The sequence below is a fragment of the Streptomyces hokutonensis genome (genome assembly GCF_000376565.1).
In the GTDB taxonomy this organism is placed as follows: domain Bacteria; phylum Actinomycetota; class Actinomycetes; order Streptomycetales; family Streptomycetaceae; genus Streptomyces; species Streptomyces hokutonensis.
This window is the reverse complement of sequence record NZ_BARG01000033.1, coordinates 287635-306330: the sequence shown is the minus strand read 5'-3', so window position 1 is coordinate 306330 and position 18696 is coordinate 287635. Positions and strand designations below refer to the sequence as shown.

The 18696-nt window shown below is 71.8% G+C and carries 15 protein-coding genes; 8 read left to right on the top strand and 7 right to left on the bottom strand.

Annotation, left to right across the window (positions count from 1 at the left end; all coding sequences use genetic code 11):
- Window positions 1-2 precede the first annotated feature (2 nt).
- From SSP08S_RS20675 to SSP08S_RS20650, 6 genes are all read right to left on the bottom strand, one after another.
- Window positions 3-971: a phosphotransferase family protein gene (locus tag SSP08S_RS20675; protein ID WP_019069533.1), complete on the bottom strand. Its 969-nt coding sequence runs from the start codon at window positions 969-971 to the stop codon at window positions 3-5.
- A complete protein-coding gene (locus SSP08S_RS20670) occupies window positions 968-2179 on the bottom strand; it encodes an acyl-CoA dehydrogenase family protein (RefSeq protein WP_019069532.1) in 1212 nt (403 codons plus the stop codon). Before SSP08S_RS20670 ends, SSP08S_RS20675 begins: the two co-directional genes overlap by 4 nt.
- A gap of 35 nt (window positions 2180-2214) precedes the next feature.
- Complete coding sequence (locus SSP08S_RS20665) at window positions 2215-3363, bottom strand: thiolase family protein (protein ID WP_019069531.1); 1149 nt, start codon at window positions 3361-3363, stop codon at window positions 2215-2217.
- Entirely contained in the window at window positions 3360-3734 is a 375-nt protein-coding gene (locus SSP08S_RS20660) for a Zn-ribbon domain-containing OB-fold protein (protein WP_019069530.1), read from the bottom strand. The genes SSP08S_RS20665 and SSP08S_RS20660 overlap by 4 nt, the downstream gene beginning before the upstream one ends.
- Window positions 3719-4507, bottom strand: coding sequence for an enoyl-CoA hydratase/isomerase family protein (locus tag SSP08S_RS20655; protein ID WP_019069529.1), 789 nt, complete (start codon window positions 4505-4507; stop codon window positions 3719-3721). The genes SSP08S_RS20660 and SSP08S_RS20655 overlap by 16 nt, the downstream gene beginning before the upstream one ends.
- A 92-nt stretch (window positions 4508-4599) precedes the next feature.
- Window positions 4600-5724, bottom strand: a complete 1125-nt coding sequence (locus SSP08S_RS20650) for an acyl-CoA dehydrogenase family protein (RefSeq protein ID WP_026178680.1) — start codon at window positions 5722-5724, stop codon at window positions 4600-4602.
- Window positions 5725-5849: 125 nt separating this feature from the next.
- On the opposite strand from SSP08S_RS20650, the gene SSP08S_RS20645 reads away from it, so the two are divergent.
- The 8 genes from SSP08S_RS20645 (at window position 5850) to SSP08S_RS20610 (ending at window position 17732) form a co-directional block, all read left to right on the top strand.
- The gene (locus SSP08S_RS20645; RefSeq protein WP_026178679.1) at window positions 5850-6923 is read left to right on the top strand and encodes an NAD(P)-dependent alcohol dehydrogenase; all 1074 of its coding nucleotides are present in this window, start codon (window positions 5850-5852) and stop codon (window positions 6921-6923) included.
- A 119-nt stretch (window positions 6924-7042) separates the two neighbouring features.
- Window positions 7043-8413, top strand: coding sequence for an FAD-dependent oxidoreductase (locus SSP08S_RS20640; RefSeq protein WP_245607921.1), 1371 nt, complete (start codon window positions 7043-7045; stop codon window positions 8411-8413).
- 159 nt (window positions 8414-8572) lie between these two features.
- On the top strand, window positions 8573-9442 hold the full coding sequence (locus tag SSP08S_RS20635) for a branched-chain amino acid ABC transporter permease (RefSeq protein ID WP_019069525.1): 870 nt from the start codon (window positions 8573-8575) through the stop codon (window positions 9440-9442).
- A 12-nt stretch (window positions 9443-9454) separates the two neighbouring features.
- Window positions 9455-11977: an ATP-binding cassette domain-containing protein gene (locus tag SSP08S_RS20630; protein WP_019069524.1), complete on the top strand. Its 2523-nt coding sequence runs from the start codon at window positions 9455-9457 to the stop codon at window positions 11975-11977.
- A 26-nt stretch (window positions 11978-12003) separates the two neighbouring features.
- Window positions 12004-13212 carry an ABC transporter substrate-binding protein gene (locus tag SSP08S_RS20625; protein ID WP_019069523.1) on the top strand — a complete coding sequence of 403 codons (1209 nt, stop codon included), beginning with the start codon at window positions 12004-12006 and terminating at the stop codon, window positions 13210-13212.
- A 180-nt stretch (window positions 13213-13392) separates the two neighbouring features.
- Window positions 13393-15156, top strand: coding sequence for a serine/threonine-protein kinase (locus SSP08S_RS20620; RefSeq protein WP_051105938.1), 1764 nt, complete (start codon window positions 13393-13395; stop codon window positions 15154-15156).
- Window positions 15157-15556: 400 nt separating this feature from the next.
- Window positions 15557-16726, top strand: coding sequence for an MFS transporter (locus SSP08S_RS20615; RefSeq protein ID WP_019069521.1), 1170 nt, complete (start codon window positions 15557-15559; stop codon window positions 16724-16726).
- 190 nt (window positions 16727-16916) lie between these two features.
- Complete coding sequence (locus tag SSP08S_RS20610) at window positions 16917-17732, top strand: SAM-dependent methyltransferase (RefSeq protein ID WP_019069520.1); 816 nt, start codon at window positions 16917-16919, stop codon at window positions 17730-17732.
- Window positions 17733-17760: 28 nt separating this feature from the next.
- On the opposite strand, the gene SSP08S_RS20605 is transcribed toward SSP08S_RS20610, so the two are convergent.
- Window positions 17761-18666 carry a Sco1979 family transcriptional regulator gene (locus SSP08S_RS20605; protein WP_019069519.1) on the bottom strand — a complete coding sequence of 302 codons (906 nt, stop codon included), beginning with the start codon at window positions 18664-18666 and terminating at the stop codon, window positions 17761-17763.
- Window positions 18667-18696 lie beyond the last annotated feature (30 nt).

Sequence of the window (18696 nt, the reverse complement as noted above, 5' to 3'; positions counted from 1 at the left end):
CTTCAGGACCGTCGGGCGAGCAGGTCGCGCGCGGTGCGGATCATCGCCGCGATCGTCGGCGGCAGTCGCTCCTGGTCGGGGTCGTGGTGCTTCCCCTCACGGTGCCGGCGCAGGTTGTGGCCCATGATCGCGGCCATCTTGGTGCGGGCCAGGGCGCGGAACCAGTCGAGGTCGGGGGGTTCGGGCCTGCCGTCGAGGTAGGCGGCGAGCAGTTCGTCCTCGCCGGGCAGACCGGGGACGGCGCGGCCGAGCAGCGGGAAGTTGCGGTGGTCGGCGAAGAGGAGGAACCACCCGAGGTCGATGCGCGGATCGCCGTACCCCCAGATCTCCCAGTCGACGACGGCGGTGGGCTGTTCGTCGACGCACAGGACGTTGCCGAGCCGGAAGTCGCCGTGGGTGAGGGTGGGTTCGATGCCGACGGGGATCGCGGTGGCGAGGGCGGCGAGCACGTCCTCGGCGCCTGGGCGGAGTTCCGCCGGTACGGCGCGCATGGTGCGGTTCCAGCGCTCCAACTCGCCTGTGGGGAGGAGAGGTTCAGCGCCCGCCACCTCGGCCCGATGCAGCTCGCTCAATACAGGGGCCAGGGCCAGCATCCGTTCGCGGCACAATCCAGGGTCGAGTCGGTGTTCGTCGAGGACGGGCTCGATGGCTTCGCCGTCTACGAACTCCATGGCGAACCAGGCCGGTTCGGCTTCGTCGACGGCGACGACGCCCGGCACGGGCACCGGCGATCCGGCGAGCGCGCGCAGCACGCGGGCCTGGCGGAGCACGTCGTTGCGGCCGACGGGCCGCTGTCCCGGCGGCACCGCCTTCACGACGTACGAGACCGGTCCCGCCGCGATGCGGTAGGTGAGCCCCGAATGGCCACCGGGCAGTGTGCGCAACTCCCCCACGGGCAGACCGGGGTGATGCTCCGCCAGTCGTTCGCGTACCCGGGCAGTGAGCGCGGTCGTCTCGGAAGTGGTGGTCAACGTCCCGCTCCCTTCGGTTCCTTGGGCAGTCCCAGTACGCGTTCGGCGAGGATGTTGCGCTGGATCTCGTCGCTGCCGCCGGCGATGCGGTAGCCGGGTGCGCCGAGCAGGTGCTCGGTCCAGGCGAAGGTGCCCCATTCCCCGGTGTCCGCGGCCAGGCTCGGGCCCAGGAGTTGCTGGACCAGGTCGGTGGTGGCGCGCATGGTCGCGGTGGCGTGGAGTTTGCCGACCGAGGCCTCGGCGCCGGGTTCGCGGCCGGCGGCCAGGGCCGCCGTGACACGGAGCGCGATGAGCCGCTGGACCAGGGCACGGGCGAACAGGTCGGCCGCCTGCTGCTGTTCGCCTCCGGTGAGCGGGCGGGGCAGGTGCCGGGCGAGGTCGAGGGCCCGGTCGGCGTTGTCCAGGCCGAGACCGCCGGAGTCGAGGCGCTCCGCGGCGAGCACGGTGAGGGTCACCCGCCAGCCCTCGCCGACGGGCCCGAGCCGGTCGCTGTCGGGCACGAACACGTCGTCCAGATAGACCTCGTTGAAGCTGGAGCCGCCGGTCATCTGCCGGATGGGCCGTACGGTCACGCCCGGTGCGTCCATGCGGACGAGGAGGACCGTGATGCCCGCGTGCCTGGGCGCCTCGGGGTCGGTGCGGCAGACGGCGACACCCCAGGTGGCGACGCGGGCACCGGAGGTCCAGATCTTGTGGCCGTTGACGATCCAGCCGTCGCCGTCCCGCACGGCCCGGGTGCGGACGGCGGCGAGGTCGGAGCCCGCCTCCGTCTCGGAGAACAGCTGGCAGGCGAGTTCGTCGGTGCGCAGCATGGGGCGCAGCCAGCGCCGTCTCTGTTCGTCGGTGCCCCAGATCCGGATCGCGGGTGCCACGAGTTGCCGGGTGACCGGGAAGATCTCGGTACGGCGCGGTACGTCGAAGGCGGCCTCCTCCGCGCGGTACAACTGCTCGTAGTACGCGGGCAGTTCGCGCCCTCCGTACTCCGGGGGCCAGCCGATCGCACCCCAGCCCTGGTCGTACCGGGTGCGTTCCCAGTCCCGTGTCCGGTCGGTGTGGGCGCGTTCCTCGGCCTCGGTCCAGTTCTCGAAGACGGCCACCGAGTCGTCGCCGCGGCCCCATTCCCGGTGCGCGGCACGCGCTGTCGCCGCGCCCTTCAGCCAGCTCCGGGCGTCGGCACGGAACTCGTCGGGGTCGGGTATGCCGTCCATGGCGGTCCTTCCTCCTTTCAGCGGGGCGGTACGGTTCAGCGGGTCAGCACGGTGCAGGCGCTGACGCCGGGTGCCCCGTAGACATGGGTGAAGCCGGTCGCGGGATCTCCCGGTACCTGCCGTTCGCCCGCCCGGCCCCTCAACTGCTGCACGATCTCGTGGACTTGGCGCAGTCCGGAGGCGCCGATGGGCTCGCCGTTGGCGATGCAGCCGCCGTCGGTGTTGACGGGGAGCGAGCCGCCGATGCCGGTCGCGCCGAACGGGATGAGCGACTCCTGGTCGCCGTGCGCGCAGAACCCGCACTCGGCCATGTGCATCACCTCGGCACCGCTCTCGGTGTCCTGCAACTGACACACGTCGATGTCACCGGGCCCCAACCCGGCCTCCTCGAAGGCGAGTTGCGCCGCATCCGCGGTCACGCTCGTCGGTGTCCCGGCCGGTGCCCAGGGGCTGAACACCTCGAAGGAGCCGAACCGCCGGGTCCGTACGACGGCCGCGCGCAACGCCACGGCCGTGCCGCCGAGTCGGCGGGCCACCGCACGGCTGCACAGCACGAGGGCGACCGCACCCTGTCCGGGCGAGCAGAACATGTACCGGGTGAGCGGGTCGTTGACCATGCCCGACGCGAGGATCTCGGTCGCGTCGAGCGGTTTGCGGCGCCAGGCACGAGGGTTCAACACCCCGTTCGCGTAAGCCTTCTCGGCGACGAGGGCGAGGGTGCGCGGGCTGATGCCGTGGTCGTGCATGTACCGCTGGATCTTCATGGCGAAGAACTGCGTGGTGACCATCAACCCGTCGCGCCCGTAGGCCTCCTCGAGCCCCCAGTCGGCGGGTCGCGGGTCGAAGGCGCCGCGCGGATGCTTGTCGAAACCGACGGCGAGGGCCACGTCCGCCGCCCCGGACCGGATCGCGTTGACGGCCGAGACGAGCGCGCTGCCGCCGGTGGCGCAGCCGTTGCGCACATTGGTGAACGGGACGCCGGTCAGGCCGAGTTCGGCGACCAGGGTGTCGGCGTTCCCGGCCGCGTCGCTGCCGCCGTAGGCCGCGCGCACCCGGGTCCACGGCAGTCCCGCATCGGCCAGGGCGTCCCGCACGGCCCGCACGGCGAGCTGCCGGCCGCTCTCCTCCGTACGGGCGAAGGAGGTGATCCCGGCCCCGCAGACGAGGACGTCCTCGGCGGTCATACGACGGCTCCCGTGGCCCTCGGCACCCCGTCCCCCGCGGCGATCGTCAGCGGCATGCCGATCTCCGCGTCCTCGGGCCGGATGTCGAGGACCGCCAACACCCGTACACCCTCCGCCAGTTCGACATAGCCGACGGTGAACGGCGCGAATCCGGCGGCGGGCGGGACGTACGGCGGCGACTTGGGCGCGTACCGCTGCACGGTCCAGGTCCACAGCGTGCCCGTACCGGAGAGCGCGACCGGCTCGGCCGGTCCGCCGCAGCGCGGGCACGCCGGGTCGGCCGGGTAGACGGCCACCGCACAGTCGGCACACCGGGAGCCGCGCAGCCGGCCCCCGGTCTCCGACGGCACGGCGCTCAGCGCCCCTTCCACTGCGGCTCCCGCTTCTCCAGGAAGGCGGCCACGCCCTCCGCCGCGTCCTCGGAGTTGAGCATCACCCCGACCGCGAGGTGCTCCATGACCATCAGCGACTGGATGTCGGCGTCGAGGCTCCGGTCGATGGTCATCTTGGTGATCCACATGGTGAACGGGCTCTTGTCGACGAGCTGGTCGGCGAACTCCTCGACCGTGGCGTCCAACTTGTCGGCGGGCGCCGAGGAGTTGATGAGACCGAACTCGGCGGCCTCGACCCCCGTGAGCAGCTTGCCGGTCAGCATCAGCTCCTTGGTCTTGCGGACGCCGATCATGCGCGGCACGCGGTAGATGGGGCCGGCGCCGCCGAACAGGGCGCGGCGGATGTGGAAGTCGCCGATGAGGGCGTCGTCCGCGGCGATCGCGAAGTCGCAGGAGATCATCAACTCGAAGCCGCCCGCGGTGACATGACCTTCGAGGACGGCGATGGACGGGGTCTTCATCGAGTAGAGCCGGTCGCAGACCTTCGCCGACAGTACGGCGACGTCGATCGCGTTGGACCTGCCCACGAAGTCGGCCTTGAGGCTGTCCAGGTCGAACCCGGAGCAGAACGTGTTCCCACGCCCGCGCAGCACCAGCACGCGCAGTTCGGGGTCCGCGTCGACCTCGGTGATGATCTCGTCCAGCCGGTCGAGGATCGGCACGGTCACACAGTTCTTCTTGTGCGGGCGGTTCAGCCAGACCCGCGCCACCTGCCCGTCCCGCTCGAACTGGATCTCGTCTTCGACTGCCATGAGCTCCTCCAAACTGAACTGAATTGAGTTCGATTCTGTGGGCGGACGGATGCCCCTGTCAATGGATCGGGAGGCGATCGCCCGGGAAGCGATCAGCGGGCGAGCCCGAGCAGTCCGGCCAGGCGCAGCCGGTGGTCGTCGCCCGTGCCGAACAGTGCCTCGTCGGCCCGCGCCCGGCGCAGATACAGATGGGCGGGGTGCTCCCAGGTGAAGCCGATCCCGCCGTGGAGCTGCACGTATTCGGTGGTGGCGAGCCGATGGGCGCCGGTGCACACGACCGCCGCGGCGCTCGCGGCGAGCGGCAGTTCCGACGCTCCCGCGGCAAGGCAGGCGCTCGCGTAGGCCGAGGCCGACCGCGCCCCCTCGATCTCGACGAGCAGATCGGCCAGCCGGTGCTTGACCGCCTGGAACGAGCCGATGGCCCGCCCGAACTGGGTCCGCCGCGAGACATGGGCGAGCACGGCGTCCAGGGCGTGCGCGCTGCCGCCTACATGCTCGGCCGCGAGGGCCACTCGGCCGGCGTCGAGCACGGCGTCGACGACCTCCGCCGCCCGCCCGGGTTCTCCGACCGGCTCGGCGCGCGCTCCGCGGAATCGCACGAGTGCCTGCCGCCGCGTGGGATCGAGGACCCGCCGAGCCGTACGGTCGCAGGTCGCCCCGTCCGGCTCGCAGGCGAACAGCCGCTCCCCGTCCGGCGCGCGGGCCTTGACCAGCAGCAGATCCGCGCCCTCTCCGCCGGGCACGAAGTCGGCGTCTCCACGCAACACCCAGCCGCCGGGGCCGCGTTCGGCGGTGACATCGGCGGGATACAGGAATCCGGCCACCGTGGCCGTGAGTTCGCCGGACGCGATACCCGGAAGCCAGCGCGCACAGGCCTGTTGATCGCCGCTCACCAACAGGGCATGCCCGGCGAGAACGACAGTGGCCAGCAGGGGCGCGGGACACAGCACGCGCCCCAACTCCTCCTGAGCAACGGCCAGTTCGGCGTACGTATACCCAGCACCCCCGTACTCCTCGGGCAACGCGAGCCCATGCACCCCGATCTCACGGGCGAGCCGGTTCCACAGCACCTGGTCGAATCCGCGGGGGCTGTCGACCTGTGCGCGAACACCCACGGGTCCGCAGTATTGGCCGAGCAAGTCCCGTAGAACTGAACGTAGTTGGCGCTGCCCATCGGTCTCCGACAGCGCTGCGGGATCAACATCGAGCCGAATCACCGAAACCTCCCTGGCTCGAACTCCTTGAGGGGCGCGAGGCTGTATCGATTCGCGGCTCCGCCGCGTGGGCGCGACCAGCCACAACCATCTCCTGAACTGACTTCATTTTTGTTACTGTCCCATGTATGTCAACAGGCGCAGCGAGAGCGGTCCGACTGACCCGCTGGGGCGGCCCACCGGTCCTCACCGAGGTGGCACACCCCACTCCCACGAACGAGGAGGTCCTGATCGAGGTGGAGGCGGCCGGCCTCTGCCGGTCGGACCTCCATGTCATCGACGCCCGGCCGGGAGCCCTCCCCTACCGGCTCCCGTTCACCCTCGGACACGAGGTCGCGGGCCGGGTGCTGCACCGCGGCCCGCTGGCGACCGGACCGGCGGTCGGCGAGCGCGTGATCGTCTACGGCCCCTGGGGCTGCGGGAGTTGTGCGCGCTGCGCGGCCGGGGCGGAGAACTACTGCGACCGGCGACCGGCGCTGGACACCGACCGTGTCGGCACGGGAGCGGGGCTCGGGCGCGACGGCGGAATGGCGGACCTGCTGCTCGTGCCGTCCGGGCGACTGCTGGTCCCGGTGGGCGACCTGGACCCCGTCCAGGCGGCGCCCCTGTCGGACGCCGGGCTGACCGCGCACCACGCCGTGACCATGGTCCGGCACGCCCTGAGCGAGGGCGCGACCGCCCATGTGGTGGTCCTCGGCATCGGCGGCCTGGGACATCTGGCCGTGCAGATCCTGCGTGCCACGACGGCCGCGCGGATCCTGGCCGTGGACGTGCGCGAGGAGGCGCTCGCCCTCGCGGAGGAGTGCGGCGCCCACTTCGGGACGCTGTCGCGGGCCGACACCGCGCGAGTCCTGCGGGACCGGACGGGCGGCGCCGGGGCGGTGGCGGTGCTCGACTTCGTCGGCAGCCGGTCCAGCCTGCAGCTCGCGGTGGCGGTGCTGCGGGCGGGCGGAGAGCTGGCCGTGGTGGGCAGCGGCGGCGGAGAGCTGGCCGTACGCAAACCCGGCGCGCTTCCGCCCGGGACCCGGATCTCGCTGCCGTTCTGGGGGACGCTGCCCGAGCTGGAGGCGGTCGCCGCCCTGGCACGGAAGGGCGCGCTGAAGGTCGGCGTCGAGCGGTTCGCGCTGTCGAACGCGGCGGAGGCGATCGAGAGGCTACGGTCCGGCGCCGTACGGGGGCGCGCGGTCCTCGTACCCGACTGACGCACCCGACTACGGCCCGCGCGGCCGAAACCCGCACCACCACATCCTCCGTCGTCCACCCTCTCGACTACAGAAGTGAGTTCAATTAGCGTCGCATTCCAGTCGGCGACACAGAGGCGGTGGGACCCGTGGCGGACGCGGAGACAGTGGATCTGCTGGTGATCGGCGGCGGCATGGCCGGGCTCTCGGCCGCCGCCCGAGTGGCCGCGGAGGGCGGCTCGGTGGTGCTGGTGGAGAAGGCGGAACGCACCGGCGGCTCGGCCCGGTTCGCCGGTTTCGTGTGGACGGCCCCGACCGTCGAGGAGATGCGCCGGGTCAACCCGGACGGCGACCCGGAACTGGCCGCCGCCCTGCTGGACGGGTTCGCCGACGGCGTCGCCTGGATCCGGTCGCTCGGCGTGGACTGCCGCCCGCCGGTGCCGGTGCTCGGCTTCGGCCGGGGGCATCAGCTCGACACGAACCACTACCTCGACACGTGCGAGCGACTGATCCGCGACCGGGGCCAGGAGGTGCTGACCGGCACCTGGACCAAGTCCCTCGTGACGGAGGGCGGGGCGGTCAAGGGTGCGGACGTCCTGCTCCCGGACGGAACTCCGCGCCGTATCGGGGCCACCTGGACACTGCTCGCGACCGGCGGCTTCCAGGGCGATCCGGACCTGCGCGCCGAGCACATCCACCCCCGGGCCGCCGACATCGGGCTGCGGGCCAACCCGCACAGCCGGGGCGACGGCCTGACGCTGGGCCGTGCCGCGGGCGCCGCGTTCGGCAAGAAGGACGCGGGGTTCTACGGCCATCTGATGCCGGCCGGTGTCTCGCCGGCGGACCCGGCGCGCTTCGTGGACCTGGCGCTCTACTACAGCGAGCACGCCCTGCTGTTCGACACGACGGGCGAGCGCTTCGTCGACGAGACGGCCGGGGACCACCTCACCACCATGGCGCTGCTCGAACGACCGGAAGCGCGCGGCCTGTTGGTGGCCGACGCGCGGGTGCACCGGGAGTGGATCAGCGCCTCGTACGTGGAGGGCATCCCCGGCGTCGACAAGTTCCAGCTGTGCCATCGGGCCGGTGCCCGGTGCGCGGTGGCGGACAGCCTGGAGGACTTCGCGTCGATGCCCGAGGAATGGGGTTACCCGGGTGCGACGATCCGTGACCGGATCGCGGAGTTCAACGGCACCGCGAGCGCGAGCGGCGGCCCGACGCCCGGCCGCTCCCTCGATCAACGCCCGTTGGACGAAGCGCCGTTCTACGTCGTCGAGGCGGCCCCGGCGATCACGTTCACCTTCGGCGGTCTGTTGATCGACGCCGGGGCGCACGCCCTGTCGACGGCCTCGGACGGTCGGGTGCCGGTCCCGGGCCTGCTGGCGGCCGGCGCCGACGCGGGCGGCCTGTACCGGCGTGCCTACGCGGGCGGTCTCGCCCCCGCGCTGGTCTTCGGCCTGGCGGCGGCACGCGCCGCGCTCACCGAGTCACCGTCGGCCACCGGGCACTGAGTCCGCTCGGGGTGCCCGGCACAAATCCGGTGCACGAGGCTTGCCCCTCCGGCGAGACCGCCCCTAGCTTACTGAAGTGAGTTCACTTTGACTCTCTTGTGAGGTGATCATGCTTCCCGCACATGTGGCGCGAACGCGCTCTTCCCCGAAGGAGGGACTGTGAGTCAGTTCCTGCTCGTCCTGGTGAGCGGTGTGGCCAGTGGAGCCGTCTACGGCCTCATGGGTCTCGGGCTGGTCATCATCTACCGGGCCACGGACGTCGTGAACTTCGCGATGGCGTCGCTCGCGACACTGGGCCTGTACGTGGCGCTCTCGCTGCACGACCGCGGTGTGGCCACGGTCCTCGGCGTCCTCGCCGCCGTCGTGATCACGGTGGCGGCGGGCCTGCTCGTCCGGGAGACGGTGATCCGGCCGCTGGGACAGGGCCAGTTGTTCTCCGCGCTCGTCGTGACGATGGGCGTCTCCCTGGTCGCGGAGAACGTCGCCGGATCCATCTGGGGCGACCAGCCCAAGGCCTTTCCCAGCCTGGTCGACGGGACCGTGCGCTGGTCGGGGGCGGCGGTGCCGGCCCAGAGCCTGCTGACGATCGCCGTCGCCGCCGTGGCGATGGCCCTGGTCGGCTACCTCTTCGCCCGCACCACGCTCGGCTCGGCGATGCGCGCCGCGGCCGAGTCCGCGGAGACCGCCCGCGTGGTCGGCCTGAGTTCGCAGCGGCTGGCCCGGATCTCCTGGGCGCTCGGCCTGGGCCTCGCCGCACTCGCCGCCTGCCTGTACGCACCGCGCTCCGGTCTGGTCCCCACCGCGCTGGTCGCGCCCCTCTTCCGCGCCTTCGCCGGAATCTTCCTGGGCGGCCTGACCAGCATGTACGGCGCCGTCCTCGGCGGGCTGACCATCGGCGTCCTGGACAACCTCGCGGCGAACTACGTCTCCGCCAGCTTCCGGGACACGTTCGTCTTCTCCTTCACCGTGCTGGTGCTGCTGATCCGCCCTCAGGGCATGTTCGGCACCCGCACCTTCCAACGGGTCTGAGGGGTCGCATCCATGGTCTTCAACCGTTCCCTCCTGGCGCGGGCCGCGCTCGGCCCGGCGGCCGGCGCGGTGCTCATCGCGTTCATGGCCTCCGGCGCGATCCCCGCGTACCAGATGTACTCGGTGGGGCTCGCGGCCGTGTACACGATCGTCGTCCTGTCGGTCGGCCTGCTCGCCGGCTGGTCCGGCATCTGGTCGGTGGGCCACCCCGCGTTCTTCGCCATCGGCGCCTACTTCGCCGCGTACGGCAGCGGCCACGGCTGGACGCTGGAGACGGTGGTCCTCGGCGCGGTCGCCGCCGGTGCCGCGCTGGGCGCCTTCCTCGGGTACGCGGGGGCCCGGTTCTCGGTGCTCTACATCGCGCTGCTGACCCTCGCGTTCACCACGGTGACCCTGGAGCTGATCAACCGCTGGAGCAGTGTGACCGGCGGCGACCAGGGAGTGCCGGTGGTCCGACTGCGCAGCGTCCTCGGCCTCGGCACCCTCGCGGGCGGCGGCACCGAGACCCAGTACCTCGCGGTCGGCGCCGCGGCCGTCGTCCTCGCGCTGGCCGTACCGGCCGCCTCCTCCGGGCTGCGGATGCGCCTGGTGGCCGCCAAGTCCCATCCCCTGGCGGCCCGTACGATCGGCATCGCGCCGGAGGCGCAGTCGGCGCTGTCGTTCGCGGTGAGCGGGGCGTGCACCTGCTTCGCGGGCGTGCTGCTCGGACTGCTCACCGGGTTCGTGAGCCCGGACCCCTTCTCGCTGACGTTCGGCATCTCGCTGATCGCCGCCTGTGTGCTCGGCGGGGTCGGCACGATCGTCGGCGCGGTGACCGGTGGCATCTACCTGACCTGGAACCCCTCGCTCTCCTCCGCCGTGGGACTGCCCCAGCCGGTCGTCCAGGGCCTCGTGCTGATCGCGGTGCTGCTCTTCCTGCCGGGCGGGGTCGTGCCGTTCCTCGGCGGGCTCGCGGACCGCGTCCGGCGCCGGTCGAGCGCTCAACGCATGTCACCGTCCGAGGAGTTGACGGATCCCATGCCTCCGCCGACCCCGTCCGAGACGGTCGGCGACGGACCCGAACTGCTGCGCCTGGAGCACGTGTCGGTCTCCTACGGCGGGCTGAAGGCCTTGGAGGACGCCTCTCTGACGCTCCGCCGGAACGAGATCCTGGCGCTCATCGGACCCAACGGGGCCGGAAAGACCACCCTGTTGAACGTCCTCTCCGGGCTCACCGGCAACGGCCGGGTGAGCGGGACCGCCGACTTCGCCGGGCAGCCGCTGCTGGGTGCGAGGGCGACCGCGCGGCGGCGGCTGGGCATCGGCCGTACGTTCCAGCACGCGGAGGTGTTCTCCGAACTCACCGTCGCGGAGAACGTGTTGTGCACCCGCCGGCGGATCACCGCCGGGCACCGGGCCGACGTCACGCGGCTGCTGCGCTCCGTCGGTCTCGCGGAGGTGGCCGAACGGCGTCCGAAAGAACTGCCGTTCGGCCTCCAGAAGCGCCTCGATCTGGCCCGTGCGATGGCCGAGCGACCCGAACTGCTCATCCTGGACGAGCCGTTCGGCGGCCTCGACGCGGGCGAACGCGCGCTGCTGGCGCGGCACATCAGACGGCTGCACGCGGACGGCACCGCCGTGGTGATCATCGACCACGTCCTCGACGACCTGTTCGCCGTCGCGCACCGTGTCCTCGCGTTCGACTTCGGCCGCACGATCGGCGAGGGCACCCCGGACACCGTACTGAAGGACCCGAAGGTGCGGTCGTCGTACCTGGGAACGGTCGGCACCAGGACCCGGCCGCCCGAGCACGTGGGCGGACGGAGCATGATCCGCCTGCGCGGGGTCGGCCACACCTACGGCGGGGTGGTCGCGCTGCGGGACGTCGACCTCGATGTCCGGCAGGGGGCGGTGCTGGGCATCGCCGGAGCCAACGGAGCGGGCAAGAGCACGCTGGCCGGGATCCTGCACGGCTCGCTCGAACCGGCGCGCGGGGAGCGGGAGTCGGGCGGAGTCGTCCGGACCGGTCTGGCGCCGGAAGGGCGGGCATTGTTCAGGACGCTCTCCCTGCGCGAGAACCTCGAGGTCGCGGCATACGCGGCGGGCATCACCGGCGGCGCGCTGCGGGAACGGCTGGAGGAGACCGTCGAGTGGCTGCCGGCCCGGCTGCGCGACCGGATGTCGGCCTCGGCCGGCGGGCTGTCCGGCGGGGAGCAGCAGATGCTCGCCGTCGCCCGGGCCCTCATCGGCGCGCCGGACGTCCTGATCGTCGACGAACCGGCACTCGGACTGGCCCCCGCCCTGGTCGACGAGGTGTACGACCGGCTGACCAAGCTGGCCCACGAGGGGCTGACCGTCGTCCTCCTCGAACAGCTCCTGAGCCGTGCCCTGTCCGTGTGCCACGAGGTGGTCGTCCTGCACGAGGGCGTCGTCGCGGCGCAGGGGCGGCCCGGCGACCCGGAGTTCGCGGCCCTGGCGGAAGCGGCCTACTTCGGCGGCGGCCTCGGAGCCGCACCCACCGCGGCGGGCAACGCCCGGACCCCATCAGTGAATTGAACAATCCGTTGCGAACGAGGTGGACCGTGTTCCCGACCAAGAGAAATTCCCGCCGCGCCCTGGGCGCGATGGCCGTCCTGGCCGCGGTGGCGCTCACCGCCAGTGCCTGCGCGGGCCAGGACTCGGCCGCTGCCGGAGGCAGTTCCTCCGAGATCCACATCGGCGCGTGGCTCCCCCTCACCGGCGCCACCGCGACGTACGGAGTGGGCGAAAAGGCGGGCGCCGACGCGTACTTCAAGATGGTCAACGCCCAAGGGGGCGTCAACGGCCGCAAGATCACCTGGACCGTCAAGGACAACGCGGCCGATCCGCAGCAGACCGTGCAGATCGCGCGCGAACTGGTCGGACAGGACAAGGTCGTCGCCATCGTCAACGCGAACGGCACCTCGCAGGCCGAGGCGGCCTTCCCGTTCGTCCTCAACCAGTCCAAGGTGCCCGTCGTGAACGAGGTGGGCGGCACCGAGTCCTGGTACAAGCCGCCGCGCGCCGGTCTGTTCGGCACGCAGACCCTCTACGAGGACCAGGCGGCGGCGATCGCCGCGTGGGCGGTGCAGGACGGCGCGAAGAAGATCCTCGTGGTGCACAGTGACCCGGCCGCGTTCGTGAACGTGGCCAAACAGGTGGAGCCCGTCGCGAAGAAGCTCGACCCCTCGGTCGAGGTCGACCGGCTGCCGGTCAAGTACCAGACCACCGACTACACCCCCGTGATCAGCAAGGTGAAGGCCGCGAAGACCCAGGCCGTGGTCCTGATCCTCACCTCCCCGGAGGCCGCCGCCTTCCTCAAGGAGGCCAAGCTCCAGGGTCTGTCCCTGCCCACCTACGCCTACGCGCCGGTGGCCGCCGAGTCGACGGTCGCGCTGGCCAAGGACGCCGCCGAGGATCTGAAGGCCGTACAGCTGGTGAAGGCGCCGTCCGACGACGACCCCGCGGTGAAGGAGTTCCGGACCGCGATGGCCACGTACGAGCCCGGTCAGGACGCCGGGTTCCTCGCGCTGTGGGGCTGGAGCAACGCGAAGGTGTTCGCCGAGATCGCGAAGACCATCAAGGGGCCCGTGACGTCCAAGGCGATCACCGAGGCGTACGGGAAGGCGTCCTCGGTGGACCCGGGGGTGTCACCGGTGATGAGGTTCAGCGCGAGCGATCACCTCGGGACGCGCAGTGTGCAGCGCGTGGTCGTGAAGAACGGCGTCTGGACGTCCGTCGGCGACTTCTACACTCCGCCGCCCCGCGACTGACCGCCTCCGGAGGCCTGGGGCCGTCGGCTGCACAGCGGCACGCCGAACGGCCCACTGGGGGAACGGAAGTGCGGGAAACCCAGAACGTACGCCACCGCTCGGCTAGCCTCGTGACTCCTTGGGGCCGAACTGACGTACGGCGCACTTCACTTCGGGGGTTCCTTGTCAGAACAGCGGCCGATGCCACCGGACTTGGCAACGAACGAGGCCGCCGCGGTGCGGCAGACCGGTGCCTCACCCCTACGCCTCGGCGACCCGGACCGCATCGGCCCCTATGTGCCGCTGGCGCTGCTCGGCAGCGGCGGTATGGGACGGGTCTATCTCGCACGTCCGGCGGACGGCGGTCCCGGTCTGGCCGCGGTGAAGGTCATCAGGCCGGAGTACGCGGACGATCCGGGCTTCCGGCGCCGGTTCGAGCGGGAAGCGTCGGTGCACGAACGGGTCAGCACCTCGCACACCCCGAGACTGTGCGGTACGGGCTTCCAGGACGAGTTGCTGTGGATGGCCACCGAGTACCTCCCGGGGCTCGATCTCGCGCATGCCGTACGTGAGCACGGCGCCCTGGAGACGGCCGCGGTCTGGCGCCTGGTGGCCGAGTTGGGGCAGGCGCTGGCCGACCTCGCGGCCACGGGGATCGTGCACCGGGATCTGAAGCCGTCCAACGTGCTGTTGTCCGTCGGGGGCGCGCACGTGATCGACTTCGGTATCTCGAAGGCCGTGGACGCCAGCACGATCACCGGCACGGGTGTCCGGGTGGGAACTCCGGCCTACATGTCGCCGGAACACTTGCGGACCGGCAGATCCGGCCCGGCGTCGGACGTGTTCTCACTCGCCGGGACCGTGGTGTACGCGGCGGCGGGGCGTGCCCCGTTCGGCGACGGTACGGGAGTCGACGTGATGCACCGGGTCGCGTTCGAAGAGCCGGATCCCGAGCTGATCGCCGAGATCTCGGCCGCGGACGCGGCACTCGGCTCGCTGCTGACCGCCTGCCTGGCCAAGGAGCCCGAACGGCGGCCCACCGGGCAGGACTTGACCGATGCCGCCGGGGAACGCACCGAGACGACCGTGTGGCCGGAGCCGCTCGCCGGCCAACTGCTGGCCCGGCAGCGGGCGTACGAGGTGCTGTACCGCGTCCCCGTCGCGCCCCAGGCCCGATTACGGTCTCCGGACGAACGCCCGATGGCGATGCCGTCGGCACCGGCCGGGCCGGGCGGCCGGCCTGGTCCGCCCGTTCCCGAACCACCGGTAGTGGCCGCCGACGCCGCCTCCGGGACACCAGCGGCACGCCCCCAGGAGAGCTGGGTCCGCACCTGGGCACGGAGGAGGTCGGTGCGGACCGTCGTCGTGGGCATCGCCGTCTGCGCGGTGGCCGCGGGGGTCTTCGCGCTCAGTCGCCAGGACGCTCCGCCCGCCGCTTCCGCCCCGGGGTCCGCCACGACGACCGTCCGCACCGTGCCCGGCGGCACCGCCTTGTCACCGATACCCGGGGCCTCGGACGCGAGAGCCGCGTCCGGCAAGAGCGTCGACGGCGCCGCGAACCCGAACGGCGCGGCCGCGGATCCCGGGGATTCCGGCTCCGCCGCACCGACGGTGCACGGCACTCCCTCCGCTCCCGATGCCGATCCCGGCGCCTCGGCCGGCGCGACTCCCTCGTCGTCTCCGAGCAGTCCGCCCACCACCGGGCCCGCGACCCCGGCCTGGATCTCGGACTGCACGTACTACAACGGCAACGGACGCACGCGCCTGGGAGACAGCGGCAAGCGGGTGCTCCAGGTGCAGTGCGTGCTGACGAAGCGCGGATACGACGTCGGGAGCACGGGCGTGGACGGCGACTTCGGTGCCGGAACCGAGTCCGCGGTGCGGAGCTTCCAGAGCGACAAGCAGCTGGACGCCGACGGCATCGTGGGCCGCGAGACCTGGCTCGCCCTGCGCAGCACGGAGTGACGCCCCTGCCGTGGGACGGTTCAGCGGGGTGTCTTGACGTAGGTGTACGGGGCGGAGACGTACGCGCTGTGATGATCCGCGGCACGCAGGGCGGCGGTCAGGCGCTCGCGCGGTAGGAGGCCGAGCTCGGCGGTGGCGTGAAGACCTTCGGGGCGCGGCGGATCGTGAGCTGCGATCCGCCGCTGCCTGCCGGGTCTCCGCCCGGGCGGAGCCACCACTTCCGCGAGGAGAGCCGAGGGAGCGTTGACGAGAGTGCGATCTTCACCCAGCGGTCGCCGCGCACAACGCCACCACCTGCCGGGCCGATCCCCCAACGCGCCCCGGCTCCCTTGCCCCAGCCACCGCACCCACCTAACCTGAATTTGTGCCGCAAATAAACAAACCCCGGACGCACAACGCCGTGCCAGGCACCCCCACCGACCTCACCCGGCTCCGCGCCGTCCTCACCGCGTTCTTCGCCCTCGACGGCTTCATCTTCGCCGGGTGGGTCGTCCGCATCCCCGCCATCAAGGAGCAGACCGGCGCCTCCGCCGGCACCCTCGGCCTCGCGCTCCTCGGTGTCTCCGCCGGCGCGGTCGTCACCATGATGCTCACCGGCCGCCTCTGCCACCGCTACGGCAACCACCAAGTCACCGTCGTCTGCGCCGTGTTGCTGTCCCTCAGCGTCTCCCTCCCGCCGCTCACCCACTCCGCGCTCACCCTCGGCCTCGTCCTGCTGGTCTTCGGCGCCGCCTACGGAGGGATCAACGTCGCGTTCAACAGCGCGGCGGTCGAACTGGTCCGGGCCATGCGGCGGCCGATCATGCCCAGCTTCCACGCGGCGTTCAGCCTCGGCGGCATGGTCGGCGCCGGCCTCGGCGGGCTGGTCGCCGGAAGCCTGACCCCCACGCAGCACCTGTTCGGCCTCACGGTGCTCGGCCTCGTCGTCACCGTCCTCATCGGCCGCCCCCTGCTCCGCCTCCGGCCCCCGGCACCGCACGAGGACTCGCCGAAGGAGGAGGCCGCGCCCCGCCGCCTGAACACCCGCACCCGCGGCCTCGTCGTCACCTTCGGCCTGATCGCCCTCTGCACGGCCTTCGGCGAAGGCGCCCTCGCCGACTGGAGCGCCCTGCATCTGCAGCAGGACCTCGACGCCACCGCGGGCGCCGCCGCCATCGGCTACTCCTGCTTCGCGCTGGCCATGACCGCCGGCCGGCTCAGCGGCACCCGGCTGCTCGAACGGCTCGGCCGGACCCGCACCCTCGTGGCCGGCGGCACGACCGCCGCCGCAGGCATGCTGCTCGGCGCGCTCGCGCCCACCCTGTGGGCGGCCGTCCTCGGCTTCGTGATCACCGGGCTCGGCCTCGCCAACCTCTTCCCGGTCGCCGTCGAACGCGCCGGCACCCTCGCCGGTCCCGACGGAGTCGCCATCGCCTCCACCCTCGGCTACGGCGGCATGCTGCTGGGGCCGCCCGCGATCGGCTTCATGGCGGACTGGTACTCGCTGCCCGCCGCCCTCACCAGCGTGGCGGTGCTGGCCGCCACGGCCGCGCTGATCGGATTCCTCACACGGCACGCGGCAGAACGTTGACTCCCGTTCACCCAAGGTGGCAAACAAGCCAACGGGCGGCCGAACAACGGCGGTTGGGACCGGCGGGGCGCATGTGTCGAGGCGTGGGGGAATAACGTGGGCCTCCACGACCGGTGTTCGACGGTTTCGTGGCTCTCACCACGGTGGCTGTGACCACGGTGGTTCTCACCACGTACACACAGGAGTGACCATGACGGACGAGGCAGCCGGCTCCGAGCAGGAAGCGCTCTCCAAGTTCGATACGACGGTGCCGCAGTCGGCCCGGATCTGGAACTACTGGTTAGGGGGCAAGGACAACTACGAAGTGGACCGCGTCGCCGGAGACGCCTTCCGCGAGATCTTCCCCGGCATCGAGACCGGGGCCCGCGCCGCCCGCTACTTCCTCGCCCGCGCCGTGCGTCATCTGGCCGCCGAGGAGGGCATCCGGCAGTTCCTGGACGTCGGCACCGGGCTGCCCAACGTGGACAACACCCATGAGATCGCCCAGCGGGTGGCCCCCGAGAGCCGCATCGTCTACGTCGACAACGACCCACTGGTGCTGGCACACGCCCGCGCCCTGCTCACCAGCACCCCGGAAGGCGTCACCAACTACGTCGACGCCGACCTCCGCGACCCGGAGACCATCGTGCGGGAGGCGTCCAAGACACTGGACTTCGACCAGCCCGTCGCGCTCATGCTGATGGGCATCCTGGGCCACATCGAGGACTACGACGAGGCCCGCTCGATCGTGCGGCGACTGGTGGCGGCGCTCCCCGCCGGCAGCTACTTCGTGCAGTACGACAGCACCAGCACGAGCGAGGCGTACGTCGACGCCATCCGGCAGTACAACGAGGGCGGTTCGATCCCGTACATCCTCCGCAGCCCCGAGCAGATCGCGGGCTTCTTCGAGGGCCTGGAACTGCTCGAACCGGGCGTGGCCTCGTGCTCCCGCTGGCGTCCCGACGACAGCGCCTGGGGCCTGCCCGCGGAGGTGCACCAGTACGGCGGCGTCGCCCTCAAACGCTGACCCCCTCCCAGCGGGCCCGGCTCCCGGCTCAGGTCTCCTGAAGGATGCGATGCAGGATCGTCGGAGTCTCCTCCGGCGATTCCGCCTCGACCACCAGGCGGTTCATGACGTCCCAGTAGCACTCGATCTCGCCGGGCCGGTCGGGATAGAGGGCGGTGACGCGCTGTTCGAGGTAGACCATGTCGGGCAGCCGGCCGCCGGGCAGCCGAAGGATCGTCACCGGGCCGGCTTCCCCGGCGTGGCCGCCGGCGACGAACGGCATGATCTGGACGGTGACTTGGGGCAACCGGCAGATCTCGATGAGGTGCCTCAGCTGGGCGCGCATCGTACGGATGCCACCCACCGGGCGGCGCAGCGCCGCCTCGTCGATCACGGCCCAGAGCTGCGCCGCGGGCCGTCGGCGCAGGATCCGCTGGCGGGTCATCCGCAGCATGACCCGCCGGTCGAGCTCCTCCCCGCGGGCGTCCGAGTGCGCGAGCCGCAGGGAGGCGCGCGCGTACTCGGGGGTCTGGAGCAACTGGGGCACGCGCTGGACTTCGAAGCAGCGGATGAGGCTCGCCGCCTGTTCGGCCCCGAGGTAGGCCTGCGTCCAGGTGGGCACCACATCGTTGAAGTACTGCCACCAGGCAGGGGCGTTGGCCTCTTCCGCCAGGGTCAGCAGGGTGGCGCGCTCGCCCTCGTCGCGGACGCCGTAGAGCGTGAGCAGGTCGGTCACGTCACGCAGCTTGAATCCGTGCCGGCCGGCCTCGAGTCGGCTGATCTTGGACCTTGACGCGCGGATGACCTCGCCCGCCGCCGTACGGGAGATCTGCCGCGCTTCCCGCAACTCGCGCAGCCGCGCGCCCAGGACCAGACGCGGCACCGTGGGGCCGGCCGAACGGCCGTCCAGGAGCGTGCTGTCGGGCGGTGTGGTTAAGACCTCGTCGGAACCCATGGTCGATCTCCCTGCGGTGCACGCGACGTT

Excerpts from the sequence above, each read along its gene's own strand:
- SSP08S_RS20670 (WP_019069532.1), bottom strand. The coding sequence starts at position 2,179 with ATGGACGGCATACCCGACCCCGACGAGTTCCGTGCCGACGCCCGGAGC.
- SSP08S_RS20665 (WP_019069531.1), bottom strand. The coding sequence starts at position 3,363 with ATGACCGCCGAGGACGTCCTCGTCTGCGGGGCCGGGATCACCTCCTTC.
- SSP08S_RS20655 (WP_019069529.1), bottom strand. The coding sequence starts at position 4,507 with ATGGCAGTCGAAGACGAGATCCAGTTCGAGCGGGACGGGCAGGTGGCG.
- SSP08S_RS20645 (WP_026178679.1), top strand. The coding sequence starts at position 5,850 with ATGTCAACAGGCGCAGCGAGAGCGGTCCGACTGACCCGCTGGGGCGGC.
- SSP08S_RS20630 (WP_019069524.1), top strand. The coding sequence starts at position 9,455 with ATGGTCTTCAACCGTTCCCTCCTGGCGCGGGCCGCGCTCGGCCCGGCG.
- SSP08S_RS20620 (WP_051105938.1), top strand. The coding sequence starts at position 13,393 with ATGCCACCGGACTTGGCAACGAACGAGGCCGCCGCGGTGCGGCAGACC.
- SSP08S_RS20610 (WP_019069520.1), top strand. The coding sequence starts at position 16,917 with ATGACGGACGAGGCAGCCGGCTCCGAGCAGGAAGCGCTCTCCAAGTTC.
- SSP08S_RS20605 (WP_019069519.1), bottom strand. The coding sequence starts at position 18,666 with ATGGGTTCCGACGAGGTCTTAACCACACCGCCCGACAGCACGCTCCTG.